The organism is Clostridium lundense DSM 17049 (genome assembly GCF_000619945.1).
In the GTDB taxonomy this organism is placed as follows: domain Bacteria; phylum Bacillota; class Clostridia; order Clostridiales; family Clostridiaceae; genus Clostridium_AO; species Clostridium_AO lundense.
Window position 1 is genome coordinate 14,371 of sequence record NZ_JHVC01000011.1, and the last position, 23,032, is coordinate 37,402.

Here is a 23,032-nt window from a genome sequence, read left to right on the forward strand (position 1 = left end):
GTTGTTATACATAATGAAAGGTGCTTTTTAATCGATACAAAGGAGGTAAAGTGGTGGACAAAGACTTTTTTTTAATACGAAGAATGAAGCAGGGTGATGAATCTGCGATTAATGATTTTGTAAAGAAGTATTATGATGAAATATATCGGTATTGTTATTATAAATTGTCTGATAAGTGGCAGGCTGAAGATTTTACACAAGATACTTTTATTGGGTTTTTTAAACATTTTAACAGCTATATTCACAAGGGCAAGGCAAAAAACTATCTTTATGTTATTGCAGGAAACTTGTGTAAGAATGAATATAAAAAGCATAAAGAAGTATCCAGCTGGCAAGTGGAAGGGCAAATAGTAGGTACGAAAGAAGAACAGAAAGAAATTACGCTGAAAGTATCAATGCAGCAGGAGATTTCTAGATTGCCAAAGGAGTTCAAAGAAGTGATTATATTACATTATTTTCAAAATCTAAAGATTCAAGAAATTGCGCAAATACTGGATATTAACATTTCGTTAGTAAAATATCGTCTTTCGGAAAGTAAAAAGATGCTTAAAAAGAGCATAGATAAGGAGGATTTTTATGGGTATTCATTTAAATGAGGAAGTTCCAGCTTATGATGAAAAAAAGATGATGCAGACAATTGAGGATGCTAAAAAGGAATATCGAAGACAAATGCTTTTAGAACCTATGAACAGATGGGAGTTTCTATTTCAGCAAATGTTATCTTTGAGTAAAAGTTATTGGGTCACACAACTTATTGTTTTCTTTGCAGCTGCTTTTAGTTTAGGATTTATGAACTTATATGAAGGTATAAGTGAAAATAAAATGAGTTATTGTGCCATCTTTGCACCATTATTAATTATATTTTCAATACCAGAGCTGTGGAAAAATATATCAACTAATACCTATGAAGTAGAAAATACAACGTACTTTGACTTGCGAAAGGTATATTTTTCAAGATTAGTGTTAGTAGGAATGTTGGATTTGATATTAGCAACTATATTGACTGTAATAACAGTCCAGACAAGTGGATTTTCATTATATGAGGCAGTAATCTATTTCTTTGTACCGTTTAATTTTAATTGTTGTATCTGTTTTTCATTGTTATGCAGCAAAAGAAAAATATGTTCAGAACTTATTGCTGTAGGTAGCTGCATAAGTGGAGCTGTTTTTTGGTATCTATTGGTGAAAGATTATCATGTGTATGAATTGCTGCAGATGAAAATATGGTATGCACTTTTGATTCTTTCCTTAGGATATCTTATTTTTGCAGGAAAAAGAATTGTGAAATCAGGAAGATGTTATTTGGAGGTGTGCTAATGCAATTACAAGTAAATAATTTATGTAAGAATTTTAAAGAAAATATGGCTGTTAATCATGTAAGTTTTATATTAGAAAAAGGAGTATATGGCCTGTTAGGAGCTAATGGTGCAGGAAAGACAACTCTTATGAGAATGCTTTGCACGCTAGTTACTCCTACTAGTGGAACCATAGAGTATGATGAAGAAGACATTAAAGTCATGGATGAAAGATATCGAAGAATTATTGGTTATCTGCCACAGGAATTTGGATATTATCCGGAATTCTCTGCAGAGGATTACCTATTATATATAGCTGCATTAAAGGGCTTAAAGCCAATAATCGCAAGAAAACGTGTAAATGAATTATTGGAAATAGTTTCACTAACGAAAGTTAGAAGAAAGAAAATAAAAACTTTTTCTGGTGGAATGAAGAGAAGGCTTGGAATTGCCCAAGCAGTTTTAAATAATCCAGAGATTTTAATATTAGATGAGCCAACGGCAGGACTAGACCCAAAAGAAAGAATTCGATTCCGTGCGCTCATTAGCCACATTGCTAAGGAGCGAATAGTTTTATTATCTACTCATATTGTGTCAGATTTAGAATCCATAGCAAAAGAAATTTTAATTATGAAAGAAGGAAGTATCATTGAACAGGGAGAAGTTGAAAAATTACTGTCTAAAATAAAAGGCAAGGTATGGATTTGTTTAGTAGATTTAAAAGAGGCAGAAGAATTACGTTCAATGTATTTGTTTAGCAATGAAAGGAACTGTGGTGAGAAAGTTGAACTTAGGATCATTTCAGAAACCAAACCATCAGTATCTGCTATACAGATTGATCCTGCTTTGGAGGACTTGTTTATATACTATTTCGGAGAGGTGAATAAAATTGCAGATTTTGAAATATGAAATGAAAAAAATTTTTTGTAAAAAGACTTCAATCATCAGTTTGATAGTATTAGGAATTTATTTAGCAATTATGCTGTTTTTTAGATTAGCCAAAGTAACGTATGTTGATGCAGCTGGAAACCAAATTAGTGGAATTAAAGCAGTTGGGTTACTAAGAAATGAAAAAATGAAATGGAATGGAATTTTAACAGAGGAAACCATTAGAAATGTGATAAAAGAAAATCATGACATCAATTCAGATAGCAGATTTGCTGGTATGAAAGAATCAGATAATAAGCTTTCAAATATAAAGTATTCAAAGGAACAGCAATTTATGGATATACGTGATTTAATTAACGAATCTTATGCAAAAATTCATTTCTATGATTATTACTTAATTGACAGCTTAAGTGTTGATGATGCAGGCAGATTTTATTCAAATCGAGTTAATCAGTTAAAAACATTGTTAGATAGTCAAGAAGCTAACCACCTTACAAAAAACGAGAAAGAATATTTGATGAATTCTGCCAGAGACTTAACTATACCGCTTAAATATTCCTATGCAGATGGTTGGATGAATGCATTAGAATATAGTGCAACAGTAGTTTTTGCTTTGGCATTTGTAATCTGTATTTTAATGGCACCAGTATTTTCCGTAGAATATCAAACAGGAAGTGATACAATTTTGCTCTCTACTGAACATGGAAAGAAAAAAGGAATTATATGCAAGTTAATTGCTGGGCTATTATCCACCTCTCTGGTATATTGGATAACTGTATGTGTAATGTTTGGTTTTATTTTTGTAATATTTGGATTTGAGGGTGGTGATTGCCCAATACAGGCATATTCCGAGGCGTGGAAAAGTTTTTATCATATAACAAACAGACAAGCTTTTTGGATGGTAGTGCTTTTGGGTTATGTAGCTTGCTTATTTATTGGCACTTTGGCTATGTCACTTTCATCTAAAGTAAAAACATCCTTTGCAACAATTATTTTGATAGTTCTAATTATTATGGTACCTTCAACGATTAATCAGTTTGTAATTGAAGGAAGTTTATGGAATAAAATTTTTAACATGTTACCATCTCAGATGCTGTTAGGTTGGAGATTACTTCAGACATTTACACTTTATGATTTTGTAGGAAAGGTAATTACCCCTTATGAGATACTTCCGGTTTTATATGGCATATTTGCTAGTTTATTATTACCTTTTGCTTATAACGCATTTAAAAAACATCAGATAGTGTGATAGATTATTTTCTTATATAATTCCGTTAAACTTCAGTTCATGATGAACTGAAGTTTAATTATTTGAAAATGTAGTTTTTTTACTTTGTTGATGATGACGCAGATGCTGGTAATTGGCCAATACAGTCAATTTCAACTCTCCATTCTCAATTTTTCGTAAGTAATTTAGCGCATTAATTTCACAAAACTAAGAAATAATATAGTTTGGAGCTGTGTTGGAATATATAAATGGGAAATTGGAAACGAACAATAAGCTGTTAGAAAAAATGATTTTATACATCATATACGAACAATGATAAAAAATATAAATAAAATATATTGACGTATTATTTTAAAAATGTTAATATTATATTGTAATAATAATATAAATGTTCGTAATGGTATAAACGTTAATGGAGGTATTGTAATGGAACAGATAAAAGAAAAAAATAATAATAAGAATTCAGGAAATAATGGGAAAAGTTCCTTTTTAGATTCTTTTTTTAAGTTATCTCAAAATAATACAACAGTTAAAACAGAGATAATTGCAGGAATAACAACTTTTATAACAATGGCTTATATAATATTTGTAAATCCAGGAGTATTAATGCAAGCTGGTATGAATGCACAAGGACTTTTAGGAGACGCAGCAGTAAAAGCAGGAATTAATGCATTAAATGATAATGTAGTAGCAGCAGTATTTGCAGCTACATGTATCTCAGCAGCTATAGGAACATTTATCATGGGACTTTATGCTAATATGCCTTTTGCACAAGCTCCAGGTATGGGATTAAATGCATTTTTTACTTTTAGTGTTTGCTTAACATTAGGATATACATGGCAACAAGCTTTAGCAGCAGTATTTATATCAGGAGTATTGTTTATAATAATTACTCTTACTTCATTAAGAGAACAGATAGTTGATGCATTGCCTCAAAATTTAAAACTTGCAATTTCAGGCGGAATAGGTTTATTTATTGCTTTAATCGGATTTAAAAGCGGAAGTATTATAGTATCAAATCCAGCAACTTTAGTAAGCTTTGGTAACTTTATGGATCCTCATGCTATATTAACATTAATAGGTATCACAATTACAGGAATGTTAATGGCAAGAAATGTTAAAGGATCTATATTAATAGGAATTCTTTTAACTACTATAGCAGGTATTCCATTAGGAATAACAAAATTAGTTCCTTTACAAAATCTTGTAAGTGCACCACCTTCACTAGCACCAACTTTTATGCAATTAGATATAAAAGGATTATTAAATATTGGAGGTAGTGGAGCAGTAGGAGCACTATTAAATGTTTTAATGGTGGTAATATCTTTTAGTTTAGTTGATATGTTTGATACAATAGGAACTCTTGTAGGTACAGCACAAAAAGCTAACATGGTAGATGAAAATGGAAGAATGAAGAATATGAATAAAGCCCTTATGGCAGATGCTGTGGCAACTACTGCAGGATCATTACTTGGTACAAGTACTGTAACTACTTATGTAGAATCTACTTCAGGTATATCTCAGGGGGGAAGAACAGGATTAACATCTGTAGTAACAGGAATATTGTTTTTACTAGCAATGTTCTTTACTGGATTAGTTGGTATTGTACCAGCAGAAGCTACAGCTCCGGCACTTATAATAGTAGGTGTGTTAATGATGGGTGCTGTAACAAAAATAAATTTTGATGATTTTACAGAAGCTTTACCAGCTTTCTTTACTATAGCAATTATGCCATTTAGTTATAGTATAGCTAATGGAATAGCATCAGGAATAATATTTTATCCAATAGTAAAATTAGTAACTGGAAGAGGAAAAGAAGTTCATCCAATAGTATATATTTTGGCCACATTGTTCATAATAAGATTTACAATACTACCTAAATAAACTCCTAAAAATTATATAATACAGAAAAATAGGACCTTACTTTTAGTAAGGTCTTATTTTTATCCGATGACTACCAGCTCTAATACTTCCATCTTCTTTAAAATTGGAGTAAAGAGCGGCTATGTCCATAGATAACGCTTTCTAAGCAAAAATTCTGTTTATGAAATACTTAGTTCATTATAAAGCGAACTATTAAAAAATTTAAAATAGCTTCCACATTGTTTTTTTGCATCATACATTGCTTTATCTGCATGTTTTATCAATGTGTCTATATTATTTCCGTCCTTAGGATAAACACTTATACCTATACTAGATGTAAGTAATAATTCTTTACTTCCACATTTAAATGGTACACGAAGACTTTTTAAAATCCTCTCAGCTATTGACGTTACATCATCTAACCCATTTTGTATCTTTAAGAATATTACAAATTCATCTCCCCCAAGTCTAAATACAGTATCATTTTGTCTAATATTATTTTTAAGCCTAGTTGAAAATTCCTTTAAAACAAAATCTCCAACTTCATGACCAAGGCTATCATTTATAATTTTAAAATTATCTATATCTATAAACATAATGGCAAATATATAATTACATTTTTTAGCTAAGGTTAACTCTTCATTAAGTTTTTCAATTAAAAATCTTCTATTAGGAAGAGTAGTAAGAGGATCATGATAAGCCATGAATTTCCAATTAAATTTTATTGGGTTATCTATGCTAGGTATTAATATTTTAGTTTTTTTATGTTCAATATGCTTACTAAAAAATACAGCAAACTCCCCATATTTAGGAGAGAAAGCATTTACTTTAAATTGTATATTTAATTTTGGACAATATGTTTTAAAACTTATTACTTTTCCTTCTAGGGCAACTTCACTAAATATATTAATCCATATATCTAAAACATCAAGATGATTTGTAAAAAATTCTCGTAGACTTTTACCTAAAATTTCATCTTTTTTTATAGAAGTTATGTCTTCAAAACTTTTATTTGCATTTATTAATATAATATCACAGGGCTTTTTGTCTTCATTAAAAATTATCTTATGCAAAGCAAAACCTTCTATAAGAAAGTCTAATATATTATTAAAACTATTTATATCGCCATTAAAGAAACTACCATTTTCTTTTAATGTATCAATTACTATATTAGATGGTATTGTTTCAGTTATATAGCCAAGCATAAACATATCCCCCCGAATAAGTAGATAAAAGTAATTTTATCAAGTTCTATATACATATTTTAGCACTAAATCCATATATTTAAAAGGCAAAACACCTATAATTTGGTTATTAATTTTCCACATTTTATAATAATTGTATGTAAAAGTTGTTTTTAATAAGACTATATATTTTTAAATTAAAATAGGAAACCGTTAACCAACAGTTTCCTAAGTAGTGTTTTTTAATATATTATTATTTAATAGACTAATTAATGTTACCATCTGTGGATATGATGACTTCTTTATAAGGAACAATTATGCCTGATTTTAACATAGCATTTTTTACAGAAGCTACTATACCACCACAGCAAGGTACTTCCATTCTTACAACAGTAATGCTTTTTATATTATTTAACTTAAGTATTTCTGCTAGTTTTTCTTCATAATATTTATTATCATCCAATTTAGGACAACCAATTACTGTGATATGATCTTTTATAAAGTCTCTGTGAAAATTTGCATAGGCATAAGCAGTACAATCAGCAGCCACAAGTAAATCAGCATTATTTAAATATGGGGCTTTTGTATTAATTAAATTTAATTGAACAGGCCATTGTCTTAATTCTGATTCATTATTAGTGGAAACTCTAGTTTCATTTTTAGGTACAGTGGATATTTTTAATGGCGTTCTTTGAATTAATTTAGCTGCTGTGCCAGGACATCCGCAAGGTAAAGGTTTTTCTTCAGTTTTATGTTCTTTCATTTTCTTTTGAACTAATTCTTCATTATAATCCTTAGCTTCTCTTTCTATCATGGATATTGCTCCAGTAGGGCATTCTGGAAGACAATCGCCTAATCCATCACAATACTCATCACTTATAAGCTTTGCTTTACCATTAATCATTTCTATGGCTCCCTCATGGCAAGCATTTGCACATAGTCCACAGCCGTTACATTTGTTTTCATCTATATGAATTATTTTTCTTATCATAGTTAATTCCCTCCTGAAATTTATTATTCATTGAATTTATGTTTTTATTATATTAGAATTACATATATAAATCGGTAACAAAAGTTACCTTTTAAAAGAATATATTTCGATATATAAATATCAACGAAAATAAGTAAGTAGCATTTTATAGGAGGAGATATGAAATGGAATTACAAATGAATAAAGTTATTTCAGCATTAAAAAAGTCTTCAATATTTAAAAATTTAGATGAAGGAAAGATTTTGAAAGTTATAGAAGAAAAAAATTATAGATTAAGTTCTTATAGCAAGGGAGAGGCTATTGCTATTGAAGAGGATTTTTGCAATAGGATTGGAATAGTAGTAGATGGAACAGTAGAGGTTCAAAAGATATTTGCTTCAGGAAAAACAGTAACCATTAATAGATTAGAGCAGGGAGATACTTTTGGAGAAGTTATTTTATTTTCAGATGTAAAAAAGTATCCTGCAACAGTTATCTGCGCAAGTAATGCATACATAATATTTATTACAAAGGAAGAAATGCTTAAGTTGTGTAGTTTAAACATTGAAATTTTAAATAATTTTATGGGACTTTTATCAAATAAAATATTTATGTTAAATAAAAAAGTTAAAACTTTATCTTATCAAAGTATACGACAAAAGTTGAGTAATTATATTTTGGAAGAAAGCAAAAAGCAAAAAAGCTTCACAGTAAAATTTAATATCTCAAGAAAGGAGATGGCAGAGCAATTAGGTATTCCAAGACCTTCTCTTTCTAGAGAAATGATAAGCATGAAAGAAGAAGAAATTATAGATTTTAATAAAAACATAATTAAGATATTAGACGAGGAAGCTTTAGAAACTGAATTGTTATAATTGCATATTATAATTAATGTAAGAAAGCGGGGAAGGGAATGAAGGTTTTAGGAAAGGTGATAATATCTATATTTTCTTTAGGAGTTATATTAACTCTAACATTAGGCGTTAGTATATATAATTTTGGAAAGAACTCTAAGGGAGAAAAATCAGATTGTATTATAGTATTAGGATGTAGTGTTTATGGGGAGAACCCCAGTCCTTTTCTTCAATGGAGAACGGAGGAAGGATATAGATTATTCAAAGAAGGATATGCAGATTTTATCATAGTTTCTGGAGGAAAAGGCCCTGGGGAAAGTATTTCAGAGGCTGAAGCTATGAAAAGATACCTTTTGAAAAAAGGGGTAAAGGAAGAATTTATAATAAAAGAAGATCAATCTAAAACAACTATGGAGAATTTAATTAATTCAAAAAGAATAATGGAGAAGAAAGGTTTTAATAAGTCAATTATAGTATCCAATAAATATCATTTAAAAAGAGCTTCTTTAATGGCTAAAAAGGTAGGTATAGATGCTAGTTTTTCTGGTGTATATGTAAGTGATTATAAATCTCACGAAAGAATGGGATTCATAAGAGAGATACCTGGACTCCTCAAATTTTACATCACAGGAAGATAATATTATATATTGCAAAAAATATATTTTAAAAGAAGGAAAAATTCAGAAAATATAGAATATATAATATAGACAAATTTTATTGGAGGGATAGGTCATGGGGAAACTTTATTATTGTAATGAATGTAAAAGGGTTTTAAAAAGTAATGAGAAATGTGAATATTGTAATGGGGAAGATGTAAAGGAACTACTTTATGGCGCTCCTGTGAATATCATAGGAAGTAAATTAAAAGGAAAGGTTCTCAAAATAAAGGATAATATGGTTAGACTTGTAGTGAGAGACGAGTATAATAGCAAATTTATAAAAGAATATGAAAGTGAAAAATTAAGAAAGGTTTTATAATATATAATGGCTATCTAGATAACTAAGTTATCTAGATAGCCATTTAACATTTTATTTTATAAGTAAAATCTATTTGAAACTAAGAATCACTTGATTCATCTAAATCTTTACCCTTAAAAGGAAGTATTCCCTTTATTATATCATGTGAACCTAAATTAAAAGTCATAGTCTTAACTTCATCGTTTTCTTTATATTCTAAAACTGTTCTTGCAATATCATCATTTTCATAATAGCAGATAATATTATCCACTGGAATTTTATAAGGTCCTAGATATACAAAAAGTTTATCTAATAAATATAGTTGATTATCTTGTATCCATGCAAAGAAATCTCTATATTCAGGTACTTTGCCCTTGCTAATTTTTTTTCTATAGTAGTAATCAGCGGATTTTTGAAAACCCTTAAGATAATTATTTATAAACATCTTTCCTTTTTGTTTAAGAAAATCTAAAAGTCCTGAATTATAGTAAATATTTTGACTTTGTTTTATATTATTTAAAGCATAAAAAAAAGACTTTCTAACCTTTGGTTGCTCACGTAGGCACTGAGATAATGTGATTTTTTTATGGTTAAACAACTTATGAAGATCGAAGTTTTCTAATTCATTTTTGAATAACTTATCTAAATCTTCATTTCCACCAAGATACCATATCATTTTAGCATCGCTAGGTAAAAAACATTCCTCCATTTCTTCTGGATATGTATCTATAATTTGGGATATTTCATTAATTACTTTTTCATCTACTTTTTTATTAAACAAGAACAATAAAATCATCTCCTAAAAGTATATTTTGCTTTTATAAATATATTATATACAATTTTAGCATACTTTAAAAAAATTACGAAGAAATTTTTAAAAACTGTAGGGGGAAATTGCATAATACTTTTATGGAAAGTAGAAATTAGAAAGTTATATTTTCAAATAATTGGCAATCAAGTGAGAAGGTTTAACTGTATATTGAATTTTATTTTGAAATTTATAATAAAAAACATAAAAAATGTGGTATTTTTTATAAAAATAAAGGAAATATACTAATTATGTAGAATAATATAGAGAAAAGTATTGTACAATTGCAAGACAATTGAGAGGGAGGAAGACAAAAATGAAAGTAAAAATGAAACATGACAGTGGAGTAGTCAAGGAGGTGAAGTATGGTTTTTCGTGGACAACATTTTTCTTTGGATTTATAGTGCCTCTTATTAGAGGAGATATTAAGTGGGCATTAATTATGGTTGCCATTAGTATTGCAGTTGGTATTCCAACTGTGGGAATTGGTGGATGTATTTCTGGAATTATTTTTTCATTTATATATAATAAGATTTATATAAAAGAACTTCTTGTAAAAGGATATAAACCAGTAACTGAAGAAGACAAAAGTATATTAGTGGAAAATAACATAATTTCAATATAAAATTTTTCCAAACTGGAAAATAAGTTTGGAATATGTTTTAAAAAGGTATAATATATAAAATAATATTCAAAAAGTATCGGCTTAGGTCGATACTTTTTATTTTTAGTTAAAATATTTATATTTGTGATGTATGTTTTATTATATATAAATATAAAAATGAACTTTATATTAAAAACACGAATGATATTTTATATAAATAAAATTAAATTCAGGCAAATGCGAACAATAAAATAAAATATTTGAATAATATATTGATTAATTCATTTTATTATGATACCATATAGCTATAAAAAGAATATACAATATTATTGGAGGGAATGATATGAAAGTAGCAATAATATTTGGAAGCAAATCAGATAGTGAAGTTATGAAGGGAGCCGCAAAGGCCTTAAAAGAATTTAACATAGAATATGAAGCTTATATATTATCAGCGCATAGAGTACCTGAACAATTAGAAAAAACTTTAACAAAATTAGAAAATGAAAATTGTGAATGTATTATAGCAGGAGCTGGACTTGCAGCTCATTTACCAGGGGTTATCGCATCAAAAACAATCGTTCCAGTTATTGGAGTGCCAATAAATGCAGCTCTAAATGGATTGGACGCTCTTTTCTCAATAGTTCAAATGCCAAAATCAATTCCAGTAGCTACAGTAGGAATAAATAACAGTTACAATGCAGGAATGTTAGCTGTAGAAATACTTTCTATAAAGTATCCAGAAATAAGAAAAAAATTGATTGAATATAGAGAAATTATGAAGAAAAATTTTATTGAAGAAAATGAAAAAGGAGTGGAGTTATAATGGAAAAAAGAGAAATGATTTATGAAGGAAAAGCAAAGAAAGTTTATTCAACAGAGGATAAGGACAGAGTAGTTATATATTATAAAGATGATGCTACAGCATTTAATGGAGTTAAAAAAGGACAAATAGAAGATAAAGGTGTATTAAATAATGCAATCACTTCTAGCTTATTTACATTACTTGAGCAAAAGGGAATAAAAACTCACTTCGAAAAAAAATTAAGTGAAAGAGAACAGTTGTGTAAAAAGGTAGAAATAGTTCCTCTTGAAGTTATAGTAAGAAATATTGCAGCAGGAAGCATGAGCAAAAGATTAGGCGTTGAAGAAGGAATGGAATTAAAAACAACAGTATTTGAAATTTCATATAAAAATGATGACTTAGGAGATCCACTAATCAATGATTATCATGCAGTTGCTATAGGACTTACTACTTTTGAAGAATTAAAGGAAATTTATGCTATGGCTGCAAAAATAAATGATATCCTAAAGAAATTCTTCATAAAAGAAAATATAAAATTAGTAGATTTTAAATTAGAGTTTGGAAGATTTAATGGTGAAATATTACTTGCAGATGAAATATCTCCAGATACCTGTAGATTTTGGGATGCTAAAACTAATGAAAAATTAGATAAAGACAGATTCAGAAGAGATTTAGGAAATGTAAAAGAAGCTTATATTGAAATATTAAATAGGATAAATGAAGGAAAATAGTTATGAAAAAAGATATATTTGATATTGAAGCAGACAAATTTAAAGAAGAGTGCGGAGTTTTTGGAATCTTTTCTGGAGAAAAATCACAGGTAGGAGCAATTACTTATTATGGCTTATATGCATTGCAGCACAGAGGACAGGAAAGTGCAGGTATAGTAGCATCTAATGGAAAAGAACTCATTTGCCATAAAGATATGGGACTCGTAAGTGATGTATTTAACCCTGAAGTGTTAAATAATCTTGACGGTATAGCGGCTATAGGGCATGTTAGATATTCTACTACAGGAAGTAGTGAGAAAAACAATGCTCAGCCAATTGTAGGAAAATATAAACTAGGATCTATAGCTATTGCTCATAATGGAAATTTGATAAATGCTGATGTAATAAGAGAATTATTAGAAGAAGGTGGAGCTATATTCCAAACTTCTATAGATACAGAAGTTATATTAAATCTTATTTCTAGAGGAGCGAAAAAAGGAATAGAAAATGCAGTAGTAGATTCTATTCAAGCTATAAAGGGATCTTATGCTATTGTTATACTTACAGAAGATAAACTTATAGGAGTAAGAGATCCTAACGGAATAAGACCATTATGTATAGGAAAGTTAGGAGATAGTTATATTTTATGTTCAGAAAGTTGTGCTTTAGATACTGTAGGGGCAGAATTCATAAGAGATGTGGCACCTGGAGAAATAGTTATTGTGGATAAAGAAGGAATAAGAAGCATAAACTTTGCAGAAAAAACCAAAACTCAAACTTGCTCATTTGAATATATATACTTTGCAAGACCAGATAGTACTATAGACGAAATAAATGTTTATCAATCTAGAGTTAGAGCAGGGGAACAATTGTATAAGGAGCATCCAGTAGAAGGTGATGTTGTTATCGGAGTACCGGATTCAGGAATACCTGCTGCTATAGGATATTCTAAAGCTTCAGGAATTCCTTATGGAACAGGTTTTATTAAAAATAAATATGTTGGAAGAACGTTTATATCTCCAACCCAAGAGATGAGGGAAAAAGCTCTTTTGGTAAAATTAAATCCACTAAGAGCAAATGTAGAAGGAAAAAGAGTAATAATTATAGATGATTCCATTGTAAGGGGAACTACAAGTAAAAGACTTGTTGAGATTTTAAGAAGAGCAGGAGCTACAGAAATTCATTTTAGAATAGCTTCACCAATAGTAAAATTTCCTTGTTATTTTGGTATAGATACTCCTTATAGAAATGAACTAATTGGATCTAACATGACAGTGGAAGAAATGAAAGATATGATAGGGGCAGATAGCTTAGGATATATAAGTATAGATGGATTATTAAAAGCTTTAGATAAAGATAAGGGATTTTGTTTAGGATGTTTTTGTGGAGAATACCCAATATCTGCGCCAATAGAAGCTCCAAAAGAAAGATTAGAAAAATAGTTTGAAAGGAGTCTATTTATGATTAGTTATAAAGATTCGGGAGTTAATATAGAAGAAGGTTATAAGTCTGTAAAATTAATGAAAGAATATACAAATAAAACTTTAACATCATCAGTATTAAATGGACTAGGAAGCTTTGCAGGAATGTATGAATTAGGACATTATAATAATCCTGTATTAGTATCAGGTACTGACGGCGTGGGAACAAAACTTAAAATTGCTTTTAAAATGAATAAATACGATACTGTTGGAATTGATTGCGTTGCTATGTGCGTAAATGATATTTTATGTCATGGAGCTAAACCGTTATTTTTCCTTGACTATATAGCATGTGGAAAACTTAACGGAGAAATAGCAGCGGAAATAGTAAAGGGAGTAAGTGAAGGATGTATTCAAGCAGGTTCTTCTTTAATAGGTGGAGAAACAGCAGAAATGCCAGGCTTCTATAGCGAAGGAGAGTATGATATAGCAGGCTTTGCTGTAGGAGTAGTAGAGAAGGATAAAATAATTGATGGAAGTAGTATTGAAAATGGAGACAGCTTAATTGGTATTGCATCCTCAGGTGTTCATAGTAATGGATACTCCTTGGTTAGAAAGTTAATACAGGACTTAAGCATAAACATTAATGGGAAAAATATGGGAGAAGTGCTGCTTACTCCAACGAAAATATATGTAAAACCAGTATTAAATTTATTAGAAAAATTTAATATTAAGGGTATGGCTCATATAACTGGGGGCGGTTTTTATGAAAACATACCTAGAATGTTTAAAGATAATTTAAATGCAGTAATAGATAAAAATAGCTTCCCTATGCCAGATATTTTTAAATATATGCAAAGTCAGGGACTAGATGAAAAGGAAATGTTTAATACTTTTAATATGGGTATAGGGTTTGTACTTTGTGTAAACAAGAAAGATGAAGAAGATGTTATAAAAGCATTAATAGAAATGGGAGAAAGAGCTTATAAAATAGGGCATATAGAAAATGGTGAAGGTAAGGTAGTTATTCAATAGATAGTATAAGGGGGACGCACTTAAATGAAAAATATATTTAAAATTGCAGTACTAGTGTCTGGTGGCGGTACCAATCTTCAATCCATTATAGATAGTATTAATTCTGGTTACTTGAATTGCTCTATAGAAATGGTGATAAGTGATAGAAAAGATATTTATGCTCTTCAAAGAGCAAATAATAATAATATAAAAACTTATGTTTTAGAAAAAAACATATATAAAGAAAGCATATCAGATGAAATTCTTAAAATAGTGGAAGGAAAGGTGGATTTAATAGTACTTGCGGGATGGCTTTCACATCTAAAAGGAAACTTAATAGACACATTCCAAAATAGAATTATTAATATTCACCCTTCCTTAATCCCCTCCTTTTCTGGAAAGGGTATGTATGGTATAAAGGTTCATGAGAAAGCTGTAGAATATGGAGTTAAAATATCTGGGTGTACTGTACACATTGTAGATAGTGGTATGGATACAGGACCTATAATACTACAAAGGGCTGTACCAGTTTTAACAGAAGATACAGCAGAATCTTTACAAAAGAGAGTTTTAGTAGAAGAACATGTAGCCTTGCCAGAGGCTATAAAGTATTTTATAGAAAATAAAATAGAGATAATTAATAGAAAAGTTATTATTAATTCCTAAGAAAAAGGAGTTGTTTTGTATGATAAAAAGAGCTTTAATAAGCGTTTATAATAAAGAAGGAATTTTAGATATAAGTAAGTTTTTACAAGATAGAGGTGTAGAAATAATATCTACAGGGGGAACCTATAAGCATTTAAAAGATAATGGAATTAAAGTTAAAGAAATTTCTGAAGTAACAGGTTTTGAAGAAATTTTGGATGGTAGAGTTAAAACACTTCATCCAGTTATTCATGGTGGAATTTTAGCTATTAGAGATAATAAAGAACATATGGATACCATAACTAGCAAAGGTATAGAACCTATAGATATGGTTATTGTAAATCTTTATCCTTTCTTCGAAAAGGTTAAGGAAGATTTATCCTTTGATGAAAAAGTAGAATTTATTGATATTGGTGGACCAACTATGATAAGAGCTGCAGCTAAAAATTTTAAGGATGTTGTAGTTCTAACAGATGTTAATGATTATGATGACATAAAAACACAATTGAAAGATAATGACGAAGTAGATTATAAAACTAGAAAGAAATTAGCAGGTAAGGTATTTAATCTTATGTCTTCCTATGATGCTGCCATAAGTAACTTTTTATTGGAAGAAGATTATCCAGAATACTTGACTTTATCATATAAAAAAATGATGGATTTAAGATATGGCGAAAATCCACATCAAAGTGCAGCTTATTATGTTTCTAATACTGATAAGGCAGCAATGAAGGATTTCACTCAATTAAATGGTAAGGAATTATCCTACAATAATATAAAGGATATGGATATAGCTTGGAAGGTAGTTAATGAGTTTGATGAAATAGCTTGTTGTGGATTAAAACATAATACTCCTTGTGGTGTAGCTATTGGGAATTCAGTTTTAGACTCTTATGTAAAAGCCTACGAATGTGACCCAGTGTCCATATTTGGTGGTATTGTAGCTTTTAATAAAATAGTGGATAAGAAAACAGCAGAAGAATTGGTAAAAATATTTTTAGAAATAGTAATTGCTCCAGATTTTGAAGAGGAAGCTTTAGAAGTATTAAAATCTAAAAAGAATTTAAGAGTTATTAAATGTGATGTAAAACCTGAGAATAAATTTGAAATGGCAAAAGTAGATGGTGGAGTATTACTTCAAGGTTCAGACAATAAGTTAATAGATGAAATAAAAGTTGTAACAGAAAATAAGCCAAGTGAAGAAGAAATGAAAGATCTAATGTTTGGTATGAAAGTAGTAAAATATGTAAAGTCTAATGCCATTGTAGTAGTTAAGGATGGAAAAGCAGTTGGTATTGGTGGAGGCCAGGTAAATAGGATATGGGCAGCGTCACAAGCTTTAGATAGAGGAAAAGAAGGGGTAGTGTTAGCTTCAGATGCTTTCTTCCCATTTAAAGATGTAGTAGAAGAAGCTGCAAAATATAAAATAAAGTCAATAATACAACCAGGTGGCTCCGTTAGAGATGGTGAGTCCATTGAAGAGTGTAATAAACAGGGAATTTCTATGGTGTTTACAGGAATTAGACACTTTAAACACTAGCTTATAAAGTAAAGGGGTGTTATTTTGAAAATATTAATTGTTGGTAATGGCGGTAGAGAACATGCAATAGCTTGGAAAGTAGCACAAAATCCTAAAGTAGAAAAGATATACTGTGCACCAGGAAATGGTGGTACAGCGTTAATGGATAAATGTGAAAATATAGATATAGAACAAATAGATTCTTTAGCGGATTTTGCACAAGAAAATACAGTAGATTTAACAATTGTAGGACCAGAAGTACCTTTAGTAAATGGTATAGTAGATCATTTTAAAAAAAGAGGTCTAAAAATTTTTGGACCAAGTAAAAAGGCTGCAGCTTTAGAAGGAAGTAAGTCTTTTTCAAAAGACTTTATGAAAAAGTATGGAGTAAAAACCGCTGCTTATGAAGTATTCTATGAAAGAGATAAGGCTTTAGAGTATTTAGAAGTATGTAACTATCCAATAGTAATCAAAGCAGATGGTTTGGCGGCAGGTAAGGGAGTAGTTATATGTGAGAATTATTCCCAAGGAGAGGATATCATAATAAAATTTATGGTAGAAGATATGTTTGGGGATGCAGGTAAAAAGGTGGTAATAGAAGAGTTTTTAGTAGGAGTAGAGGCATCTATATTATCTATAACTGACGGAAAAGTCATATTACCATTTATATCCTCAAAGGATCACAAGCAAATTTATGATGAAGATAAAGGACCAAATACAGGAGGAATGGGTGCAATTGCCCCAAATCCATATGTTACTGAAGAAGTTATGAAAGATTTTAATGAAAATATATTGAAGCCAACATTAAAAGGAATAGAAGAAGAAAATTTTGATTATAAAGGAATAATATTCTTCGGTATAATGATAACTAAAAATGGAGCTTATCTATTAGAATATAACGTTAGAATGGGAGATCCAGAAACACAAGCGGTATTACCTTTAATGGACAGTGATTTAGTAGATCTTATAAAAGCTTCCTTAAATAATGAACTTTCTTCTTTTAACTTAAAGTGGAAGAAGGGTAATTCTTGCTGTGTAGTAGCAGTATCAGAAGGATATCCAGGAAAGTATGAAAAAGGTTTTAAAATAAATATGCCTAAGGAAGTCAACTCATTTGTAGCTGGAGGGGTATTTAAGGGAGGAAATCTTTTAACTAACGGTGGAAGAGTTCTATGTACTTATGCCGTAGAGAACAATCTAGAAGATAGTATAAATAAAGCCTATGAAGAGATGGATAAAATAGATTTTCATGGTATGTATTTTAGAAAAGATATTGGAAAACTTAGATATTAGTAAATGGTAAATGTGGAATATGACTATCCTAAAATAGAAATTACTTTCTATTTTAGGATAGTTTTTTTATAAAGATTAAAAATCCATAATATTAACAATTATGATATAATTACATTGTAATAATTTAGGTGATAATATTTAGAAGTATATTGTAAAGTTTATTAAACAATAAGTTAGTATAAGGCAAACCAAAATATAGAAAGGGGAAAGTAAGATTAAGAAAAAATTCTTAGTCTTTTTGTTAATGGGGGGATAAAATGTATAAGATTTTGCTTGTAGAAGATGATGAAAAACTAAAAGAACATATAAAAGAGTATCTTAAAAGATATGATTATGATGTTATAACAGTAGAAGATTATAAAGAAATAGAGAAACAATTTGATGAAATAAATCCTGATTTAGTGCTATTAGATATTAATTTACCATACTACGATGGATTTTATTTTTGTCGTATTTTTAGGAAAAAATCTATAAATCCAATTATTATTATATCTGCAAGAACAGAAGAAGCAGAACAAGTTATGGGTATTGAGCTTGGGGCAGACGATTATATAACAAAACCTTTTAGCCTTCAACTATTATTAGTTAAGGTAAAAGCCTGTTTTAGAAGAAGTGTGGGGGAATATGTTAAAAAGAATAATTCTCATGTAAATGCATTATTTTTAGATGAAAGTAATTATAAATTATTTTACAAAGATAAGGAAATAGAGCTTAGTAAAAATGAATGTAAATTAATAAAAAAATTAATTGAAGAAAAAGATAAAATAGTTTCAAGAGAAGAATTATTAGAAATTTTATGGGATGATACTGTGTTTGTAGATGACAATACTTTAACTGTAAATGTAACAAGAGTAAAAAATAAGTTAAAGGATATAGGTATAGAAGATGCCATTAAAACTAAACGTGGTATAGGATATTTTCTTCAGTCACATCAAATAAAGAATTAGAAATATAGGTGTTAAAATGAATAGAATAATTTTAAATTTTATAAAGGATAAGCTTAATATTACATTGGTTTATTTTATTAATACTTTTCTTATTATATTGTTTTTTTATCTATATATAGATAAATCAATTCCTATACTATATCCTATAGTTCTTTCCACTTCTATTTATATATTGTTTTTTAACTTTGAGTTTTATAGATATTATAAATTTAATTGGAGCATTATGAAAGCAGCAGTAAACGAGAATGTGGATATTTTGGCAAATACAAAAGAACATGAAGAAATAAAAAAAGCAATAAATACAATCAGTAATAGGTATATGAATGGTATAAATAAACTGAAAGAAGAAAGTAAAATAAATAATAGATTTTTTTCACAGTGGGTTCATAATATGAAAACTCCAGTATCAGTAATTGAAATTATTATTGAAAAACTTAAACAAGACATAGAAAGTAATAAAATTAATGAAGATATTAAAAAAGAAACTTTATTTAAGCTAATACAAGAATTAGAAGAAGAAAATAATAAGATTTTAAACGGTTTAGATGGAGTATTAAATATGATAAGATTAGAGAATTTTTCAAGAGACTATATGCCAGAAACCGTAAATTTATATGGTTCTTTAAAAAAGGCTATTAATGATAGAAAAAGTCAGTTTGTATATAATAATATTTTTCCAAAAGTTATTTGTGAGTGTAAGCAGGAAAAGGTTTTAAGTGATAGAAAATGGAATGAGTTTATGTTAGGCCAAATAATTTCTAATGCAATTAAATATAGTAGAGCTTTTAGCGAGGATAAAAGTGAATGCAAATTTGTGTGTTTTAATATTAAAAGATGTGATAAATACACAATTATTACTATAAAAGATGAAGGGATAGGAATACCGAACTATGATATAAATAGAGTTTTTGAGGCATTTTTCACAGGAGAAAACGGAAGAAGATATAAAAATAGTACAGGGATAGGATTATATATTTGTAAAGTTATATGTGAAAAACTAGCACATGATATCACAATTGAAAGTGAATTTGGGAAAGGCACAGAGGTAAAAATAAAATACCTTTCAAAATTGTAAGGTTTAGGTAAGATAAATGCATTTCTTCTTTGATAAGCAGGAAATATAATTAAACTAATGAGTTAATAAAACATCATGGTTAATTGGAGATGATAAGAATGACATTTAGAGATGTAGTAATAAAAAATCTAAAATATAATGCATCAAAATATATAGCATATTTTTTAAGTGGTGTGTTTATTATTATAGTATTGTTTATGCATAGTACAGTTGTGTACAATCCCGAGATTATAAGGCAACTTGAAGGAACTACCCTTTACTCATTAATGAAGGGATCATTCTGTGTTTTAACTATATTTTCATTCTTCTTTATAGGATTTATTAATTCATCTTTTATGAGAGAAAGAAATAAGGAATTTGGGATGTTTTTAACTTTAGGAATGACAAAAAAATATATATGTAAAATTATAATAATTGAAAGTTCAATAATTGTTTTAGTATCAATGATTTTTGGTATAATTTTTGGAATGATTTTCTCACGACTTTTTTTTATGATTGTTATAAAAATAATAGGATTAAATATAGAGTACTCTGTAAGCTCTATATGCTTATTTTTATCTTTATCAATTTTTCTAGGTATCTTTATTGTAATTTGTGTAAAAGCATTATTGTATACAAATAAATTAGAAATTTCTCAGCTTTTAAAAGAGAATAAAAAAAGCGAAAAAATGGGAGCAAATAAGCCTTTATATGCATTTATATGCATTTATAGGACTCATTATAATTATTATTTCTTGTGCATTAATGTATTTAACTATAATAAAAACTATTTTTGAGAGACATGTTGGCATGGTTGGAGTTTTTATGGCAGCTACTTTGGTTGGATTGTATATGTGTATTTCTTATTTTAGTAGTGCACTTCTTTTTATGGCACAAAAGAACAAAAGTAGTTATTTCAAAAATATAATAAATTTAAAAGAAGTTCAATACAGATTTGTAAGTTTTAAAAATATACTCTATATACTTTCATTATGTACGGCGATGTGTATTTACTTTATTGGAGGAAGCTATGCAAATAAGATATTATTTTCTCGCAACATAGATTTTGAGTTTCCTTATGACATAATGTATATAGAAACGGATAAAATAAATAATTTAGAACAAAGTAAGTTTTATGAAATAGTTAATAAAAGTGAAACACCTTTAATTGATAAAAAAGATGCAAATTTTATGCTTATGGATTTAAATATAATTAACGAAAAAGAAAGTTTTTGGAGTAGTGGTATAACAGTTGTTTCTGAGGTGGAAGCCAGTAAGTTGGCGAATAAATATATAAATGTAGAAAAAGGCTATGCATTACAATGTACTTATAAAAAAAGTAGTGAATACTATACAGATAAAAAGCATATAAAACTTAAAAATAGAAAAAATGGAGAAATATATACTTTTAATTATGGAGGAATTAATATTACTGGATTTTTGTTTAATAGAAACGGTTATATTACTAATACTCTAATTGTATTAGATGAAGAGGATTTTAATAATATTTTAACAAAAAGTAATATTAATATAATGGGAAAAGTTCATCTTTTAAAATTTAAAGAAACTGAAAAAACGAATAAGGTTTATGTGGAGCTTTTTAAGGAATTAAAGAAAGTAAATAAAATTTCAGATGAAGATAATGTATGGGATATAAATAAAAAATTTAAAGTAAAAGGAAAAGAAATTGACATTTTGAAACCAATTTCAAAATTAAGACAATATGAAATTGGTAAAGCTGAAAGTGGTTTTTATTTATTTTCTATGCTATTTATTGGTGCGATTTTTTTCATATCAAGTGGAGCTGTATTATATTTTAAAATTCTTTCAGAATCAGGTTATGCAAAGATAAGATATAAAAAACTTTTTAAAATAGGGATAACTGAAAAAGAAATGAAGAATATAATTTCCAAAGAATTGATATATATATTCATTAGTCCTGCTGTAATTGGGGGGATTTTGGGATTTGTGTATATTGCGATACATTCTATTGAATATAAAGATTATACAAGATTATTAATTAATATATTACCAATAATTGCTGCATATTTAATAATTCATACTATTTTTTACTACATTACTAGAAAAAAGTATATTGAAAGGATAGTAAAAGATCAATAGGAAAACATTACCGTAATAATGCAAAAATACTCTGGGATTATATGGGAGGAATAAAATGACAGTTTTAGAAACAAAACAGCTAACTAAAATTTATGGGGGAAAAAATGAAAGTAATATTACTCATGCTTTAAATGGGATAAATATTAAAGTTGAGAGTGGTGAATTTATAGGGATTATGGGCCCTTCTGGAAGTGGTAAAACTACTCTTTTGAATATTCTAGGGGGTATAGACAAGCCTTCTTCAGGAAATATAAAAATTATGGATAAGAATATTGAAGCATTAAGTAAAGACGAACTAGCTACATTTAGAAGAAAAAACTTAGGTTTTATATTTCAAGATTTTAATCTTATGGATAGTTTGACATTAAAGGAAAATGTAATGCTTCCAATGGTATTAGATAAAATCAAGCCTCCGATTATGGAAGAAAAAGCAAAAGAAATTATGGAATTCTTTGAAATCTATGATATTAGAGATAAATATCCTTACAATGTATCTGGTGGGCAAATGCAGAGAACAGCAGCAAGCAGAGCGCTTGTTAATAATCCTGCTGTTGTTTTAGCAGATGAACCAACAGGAAATTTAGATTCAAAATCATCAAATAATGTAATGAGTTGTTTTTGCAAAATGAACGAACAAAGGAATAGTACAATTATAATGGTAACTCATGATACATTTGCAGCAAGTTTTTGCAAGAGAATTATATTTATTAAAGATGGAAGTATTAATATAGAAATTGTGAGAAAAGGGGATAGGCAAAAGTTCTTTAATGAAATACTTGACTGCCAAGCTGTAATTGGAGGTGGAATGACTAACATTTAAAGGTAGTGCAATTTTAAATGTTAGATTTTCATAGT

The 23,032-nt window shown here is 28.7% G+C and carries 24 protein-coding genes; 21 read left to right on the top strand and 3 right to left on the bottom strand.

Translation table 11 applies throughout. The annotated features are described in order from the left end of the window. Positions 1–53 precede the first annotated feature (53 nt). The 5 genes from T514_RS0113320 to T514_RS0113340 all read left to right on the top strand — a co-directional run bounded on the left by T514_RS0113320 (position 54) and on the right by T514_RS0113340 (position 5,295). Complete coding sequence (locus T514_RS0113320; RefSeq protein WP_027625231.1) at positions 54–596, top strand: RNA polymerase sigma factor; 543 nt, start codon at positions 54–56, stop codon at positions 594–596. Next, positions 577–1,317 carry a hypothetical protein gene (locus T514_RS0113325; protein ID WP_027625232.1) on the top strand — a complete coding sequence of 247 codons (741 nt, stop codon included), beginning with the start codon at positions 577–579 and terminating at the stop codon, positions 1,315–1,317. Before T514_RS0113320 ends, T514_RS0113325 begins: the two co-directional genes overlap by 20 nt. After that, entirely contained in the window at positions 1,317–2,204 is an 888-nt protein-coding gene (locus tag T514_RS0113330; protein ID WP_027625233.1) for an ABC transporter ATP-binding protein, read from the top strand. The genes T514_RS0113325 and T514_RS0113330 overlap by 1 nt, the downstream gene beginning before the upstream one ends. A 1-nt stretch (position 2,205) precedes the next feature. Further along, a complete protein-coding gene (locus tag T514_RS0113335) occupies positions 2,206–3,432 on the top strand; it encodes an ABC transporter permease subunit (protein ID WP_242850604.1) in 1,227 nt (408 codons plus the stop codon). Between the two features lie 405 nt (positions 3,433–3,837). Then, positions 3,838–5,295, top strand: a complete 1,458-nt coding sequence (locus T514_RS0113340) for an NCS2 family permease (protein WP_027625235.1) — start codon at positions 3,838–3,840, stop codon at positions 5,293–5,295. A gap of 158 nt (positions 5,296–5,453) precedes the next feature. Here the strand turns inward: T514_RS0113340 and T514_RS25785 are convergent, their stop codons facing one another. Together T514_RS25785 and T514_RS0113350 are read right to left on the bottom strand one after the other, a co-directional pair. Beyond that, complete coding sequence (locus tag T514_RS25785; protein WP_027625236.1) at positions 5,454–6,479, bottom strand: GGDEF domain-containing protein; 1,026 nt, start codon at positions 6,477–6,479, stop codon at positions 5,454–5,456. Positions 6,480–6,723: 244 nt separating this feature from the next. Continuing rightward, positions 6,724–7,449 carry an ATP-binding protein gene (locus T514_RS0113350; RefSeq protein ID WP_027625237.1) on the bottom strand — a complete coding sequence of 242 codons (726 nt, stop codon included), beginning with the start codon at positions 7,447–7,449 and terminating at the stop codon, positions 6,724–6,726. Between the two features lie 176 nt (positions 7,450–7,625). Between T514_RS0113350 and T514_RS0113355 the strand changes: the two genes are divergently transcribed. The 3 genes from T514_RS0113355 (at position 7,626) to T514_RS0113365 (ending at position 9,260) form a co-directional block, all read left to right on the top strand. After that, the gene (locus T514_RS0113355; protein WP_027625238.1) at positions 7,626–8,303 is read left to right on the top strand and encodes a Crp/Fnr family transcriptional regulator; all 678 of its coding nucleotides are present in this window, start codon (positions 7,626–7,628) and stop codon (positions 8,301–8,303) included. Positions 8,304–8,341: 38 nt separating this feature from the next. Continuing rightward, positions 8,342–8,920: a YdcF family protein gene (locus T514_RS0113360; RefSeq protein ID WP_034869141.1), complete on the top strand. Its 579-nt coding sequence runs from the start codon at positions 8,342–8,344 to the stop codon at positions 8,918–8,920. 94 nt (positions 8,921–9,014) lie between these two features. Then, positions 9,015–9,260: a hypothetical protein gene (locus tag T514_RS0113365; protein ID WP_027625240.1), complete on the top strand. Its 246-nt coding sequence runs from the start codon at positions 9,015–9,017 to the stop codon at positions 9,258–9,260. A 79-nt stretch (positions 9,261–9,339) separates the two neighbouring features. Here the strand turns inward: T514_RS0113365 and T514_RS0113370 are convergent, their stop codons facing one another. After that, on the bottom strand, positions 9,340–10,020 hold the full coding sequence (locus tag T514_RS0113370) for a hypothetical protein (RefSeq protein ID WP_156939914.1): 681 nt from the start codon (positions 10,018–10,020) through the stop codon (positions 9,340–9,342). Between the two features lie 343 nt (positions 10,021–10,363). Here T514_RS0113370 and T514_RS0113375 point away from each other — a divergent pair, with 343 nt between their 5' ends. The 13 genes from T514_RS0113375 (at position 10,364) to T514_RS0113435 (ending at position 22,997) form a co-directional block, all read left to right on the top strand. Then, the gene (locus T514_RS0113375) at positions 10,364–10,672 is read left to right on the top strand and encodes a hypothetical protein (RefSeq protein WP_027625242.1); all 309 of its coding nucleotides are present in this window, start codon (positions 10,364–10,366) and stop codon (positions 10,670–10,672) included. A gap of 322 nt (positions 10,673–10,994) precedes the next feature. Next, the gene (gene purE, locus T514_RS0113380; RefSeq protein ID WP_027625243.1) at positions 10,995–11,474 is read left to right on the top strand and encodes a 5-(carboxyamino)imidazole ribonucleotide mutase; all 480 of its coding nucleotides are present in this window, start codon (positions 10,995–10,997) and stop codon (positions 11,472–11,474) included. Then, the gene (gene purC, locus T514_RS0113385; RefSeq protein WP_027625244.1) at positions 11,474–12,184 is read left to right on the top strand and encodes a phosphoribosylaminoimidazolesuccinocarboxamide synthase; all 711 of its coding nucleotides are present in this window, start codon (positions 11,474–11,476) and stop codon (positions 12,182–12,184) included. Before purE ends, purC begins: the two co-directional genes overlap by 1 nt. A gap of 2 nt (positions 12,185–12,186) precedes the next feature. Further along, complete coding sequence (purF, locus tag T514_RS0113390; protein ID WP_027625245.1) at positions 12,187–13,605, top strand: amidophosphoribosyltransferase; 1,419 nt, start codon at positions 12,187–12,189, stop codon at positions 13,603–13,605. Between the two features lie 18 nt (positions 13,606–13,623). Continuing rightward, positions 13,624–14,619 carry a phosphoribosylformylglycinamidine cyclo-ligase gene (gene purM / locus T514_RS0113395; RefSeq protein WP_027625246.1) on the top strand — a complete coding sequence of 332 codons (996 nt, stop codon included), beginning with the start codon at positions 13,624–13,626 and terminating at the stop codon, positions 14,617–14,619. 33 nt (positions 14,620–14,652) lie between these two features. After that, complete coding sequence (gene purN, locus T514_RS0113400) at positions 14,653–15,264, top strand: phosphoribosylglycinamide formyltransferase (protein ID WP_027625247.1); 612 nt, start codon at positions 14,653–14,655, stop codon at positions 15,262–15,264. Between the two features lie 19 nt (positions 15,265–15,283). Next, a complete protein-coding gene (purH, locus tag T514_RS0113405; RefSeq protein WP_027625248.1) occupies positions 15,284–16,783 on the top strand; it encodes a bifunctional phosphoribosylaminoimidazolecarboxamide formyltransferase/IMP cyclohydrolase in 1,500 nt (499 codons plus the stop codon). Positions 16,784–16,807: 24 nt separating this feature from the next. After that, the gene (gene purD / locus T514_RS0113410) at positions 16,808–18,055 is read left to right on the top strand and encodes a phosphoribosylamine--glycine ligase (RefSeq protein WP_027625249.1); all 1,248 of its coding nucleotides are present in this window, start codon (positions 16,808–16,810) and stop codon (positions 18,053–18,055) included. A 257-nt stretch (positions 18,056–18,312) separates the two neighbouring features. Beyond that, positions 18,313–19,002: a response regulator transcription factor gene (locus T514_RS0113415; protein WP_027625250.1), complete on the top strand. Its 690-nt coding sequence runs from the start codon at positions 18,313–18,315 to the stop codon at positions 19,000–19,002. 16 nt (positions 19,003–19,018) lie between these two features. After that, positions 19,019–20,077 carry a sensor histidine kinase gene (locus T514_RS0113420; protein WP_034869146.1) on the top strand — a complete coding sequence of 353 codons (1,059 nt, stop codon included), beginning with the start codon at positions 19,019–19,021 and terminating at the stop codon, positions 20,075–20,077. A gap of 98 nt (positions 20,078–20,175) precedes the next feature. After that, a complete protein-coding gene (locus T514_RS0113425) occupies positions 20,176–20,853 on the top strand; it encodes an FtsX-like permease family protein (RefSeq protein ID WP_027625252.1) in 678 nt (225 codons plus the stop codon). A gap of 13 nt (positions 20,854–20,866) precedes the next feature. Further along, positions 20,867–22,177, top strand: coding sequence for a hypothetical protein (locus T514_RS0113430; protein ID WP_156939918.1), 1,311 nt, complete (start codon positions 20,867–20,869; stop codon positions 22,175–22,177). Between the two features lie 55 nt (positions 22,178–22,232). Next, entirely contained in the window at positions 22,233–22,997 is a 765-nt protein-coding gene (locus T514_RS0113435; protein ID WP_027625254.1) for an ABC transporter ATP-binding protein, read from the top strand. The last annotated feature ends 35 nt before the right edge of the window (positions 22,998–23,032 follow it).

Excerpts from the sequence above, each read along its gene's own strand:
- T514_RS0113330 (WP_027625233.1), top strand. The coding sequence starts at position 1,317 with ATGCAATTACAAGTAAATAATTTATGTAAGAATTTTAAAGAAAATATG.
- T514_RS0113420 (WP_034869146.1), top strand. The coding sequence starts at position 19,019 with ATGAATAGAATAATTTTAAATTTTATAAAGGATAAGCTTAATATTACA.
- T514_RS0113415 (WP_027625250.1), top strand. The coding sequence starts at position 18,313 with ATGTATAAGATTTTGCTTGTAGAAGATGATGAAAAACTAAAAGAACAT.
- T514_RS0113325 (WP_027625232.1), top strand. The coding sequence starts at position 577 with ATGGGTATTCATTTAAATGAGGAAGTTCCAGCTTATGATGAAAAAAAG.
- purE (WP_027625243.1), top strand. The coding sequence starts at position 10,995 with ATGAAAGTAGCAATAATATTTGGAAGCAAATCAGATAGTGAAGTTATG.
- T514_RS0113355 (WP_027625238.1), top strand. The coding sequence starts at position 7,626 with ATGAATAAAGTTATTTCAGCATTAAAAAAGTCTTCAATATTTAAAAAT.
- T514_RS0113365 (WP_027625240.1), top strand. The coding sequence starts at position 9,015 with ATGGGGAAACTTTATTATTGTAATGAATGTAAAAGGGTTTTAAAAAGT.
- purH (WP_027625248.1), top strand. The coding sequence starts at position 15,284 with ATGATAAAAAGAGCTTTAATAAGCGTTTATAATAAAGAAGGAATTTTA.
- purC (WP_027625244.1), top strand. The coding sequence starts at position 11,474 with ATGGAAAAAAGAGAAATGATTTATGAAGGAAAAGCAAAGAAAGTTTAT.
- T514_RS25785 (WP_027625236.1), bottom strand. The coding sequence starts at position 6,479 with ATGCTTGGCTATATAACTGAAACAATACCATCTAATATAGTAATTGAT.
- T514_RS0113435 (WP_027625254.1), top strand. The coding sequence starts at position 22,233 with ATGACAGTTTTAGAAACAAAACAGCTAACTAAAATTTATGGGGGAAAA.
- T514_RS0113375 (WP_027625242.1), top strand. The coding sequence starts at position 10,364 with ATGAAAGTAAAAATGAAACATGACAGTGGAGTAGTCAAGGAGGTGAAG.
- T514_RS0113360 (WP_034869141.1), top strand. The coding sequence starts at position 8,342 with ATGAAGGTTTTAGGAAAGGTGATAATATCTATATTTTCTTTAGGAGTT.
- T514_RS0113430 (WP_156939918.1), top strand. The coding sequence starts at position 20,867 with ATGGTTGGAGTTTTTATGGCAGCTACTTTGGTTGGATTGTATATGTGT.
- purM (WP_027625246.1), top strand. The coding sequence starts at position 13,624 with ATGATTAGTTATAAAGATTCGGGAGTTAATATAGAAGAAGGTTATAAG.
- T514_RS0113340 (WP_027625235.1), top strand. The coding sequence starts at position 3,838 with ATGGAACAGATAAAAGAAAAAAATAATAATAAGAATTCAGGAAATAAT.
- T514_RS0113350 (WP_027625237.1), bottom strand. The coding sequence starts at position 7,449 with ATGATAAGAAAAATAATTCATATAGATGAAAACAAATGTAACGGCTGT.
- purF (WP_027625245.1), top strand. The coding sequence starts at position 12,187 with ATGAAAAAAGATATATTTGATATTGAAGCAGACAAATTTAAAGAAGAG.
- T514_RS0113425 (WP_027625252.1), top strand. The coding sequence starts at position 20,176 with ATGACATTTAGAGATGTAGTAATAAAAAATCTAAAATATAATGCATCA.
- T514_RS0113335 (WP_242850604.1), top strand. The coding sequence starts at position 2,206 with ATGAAAAAAATTTTTTGTAAAAAGACTTCAATCATCAGTTTGATAGTA.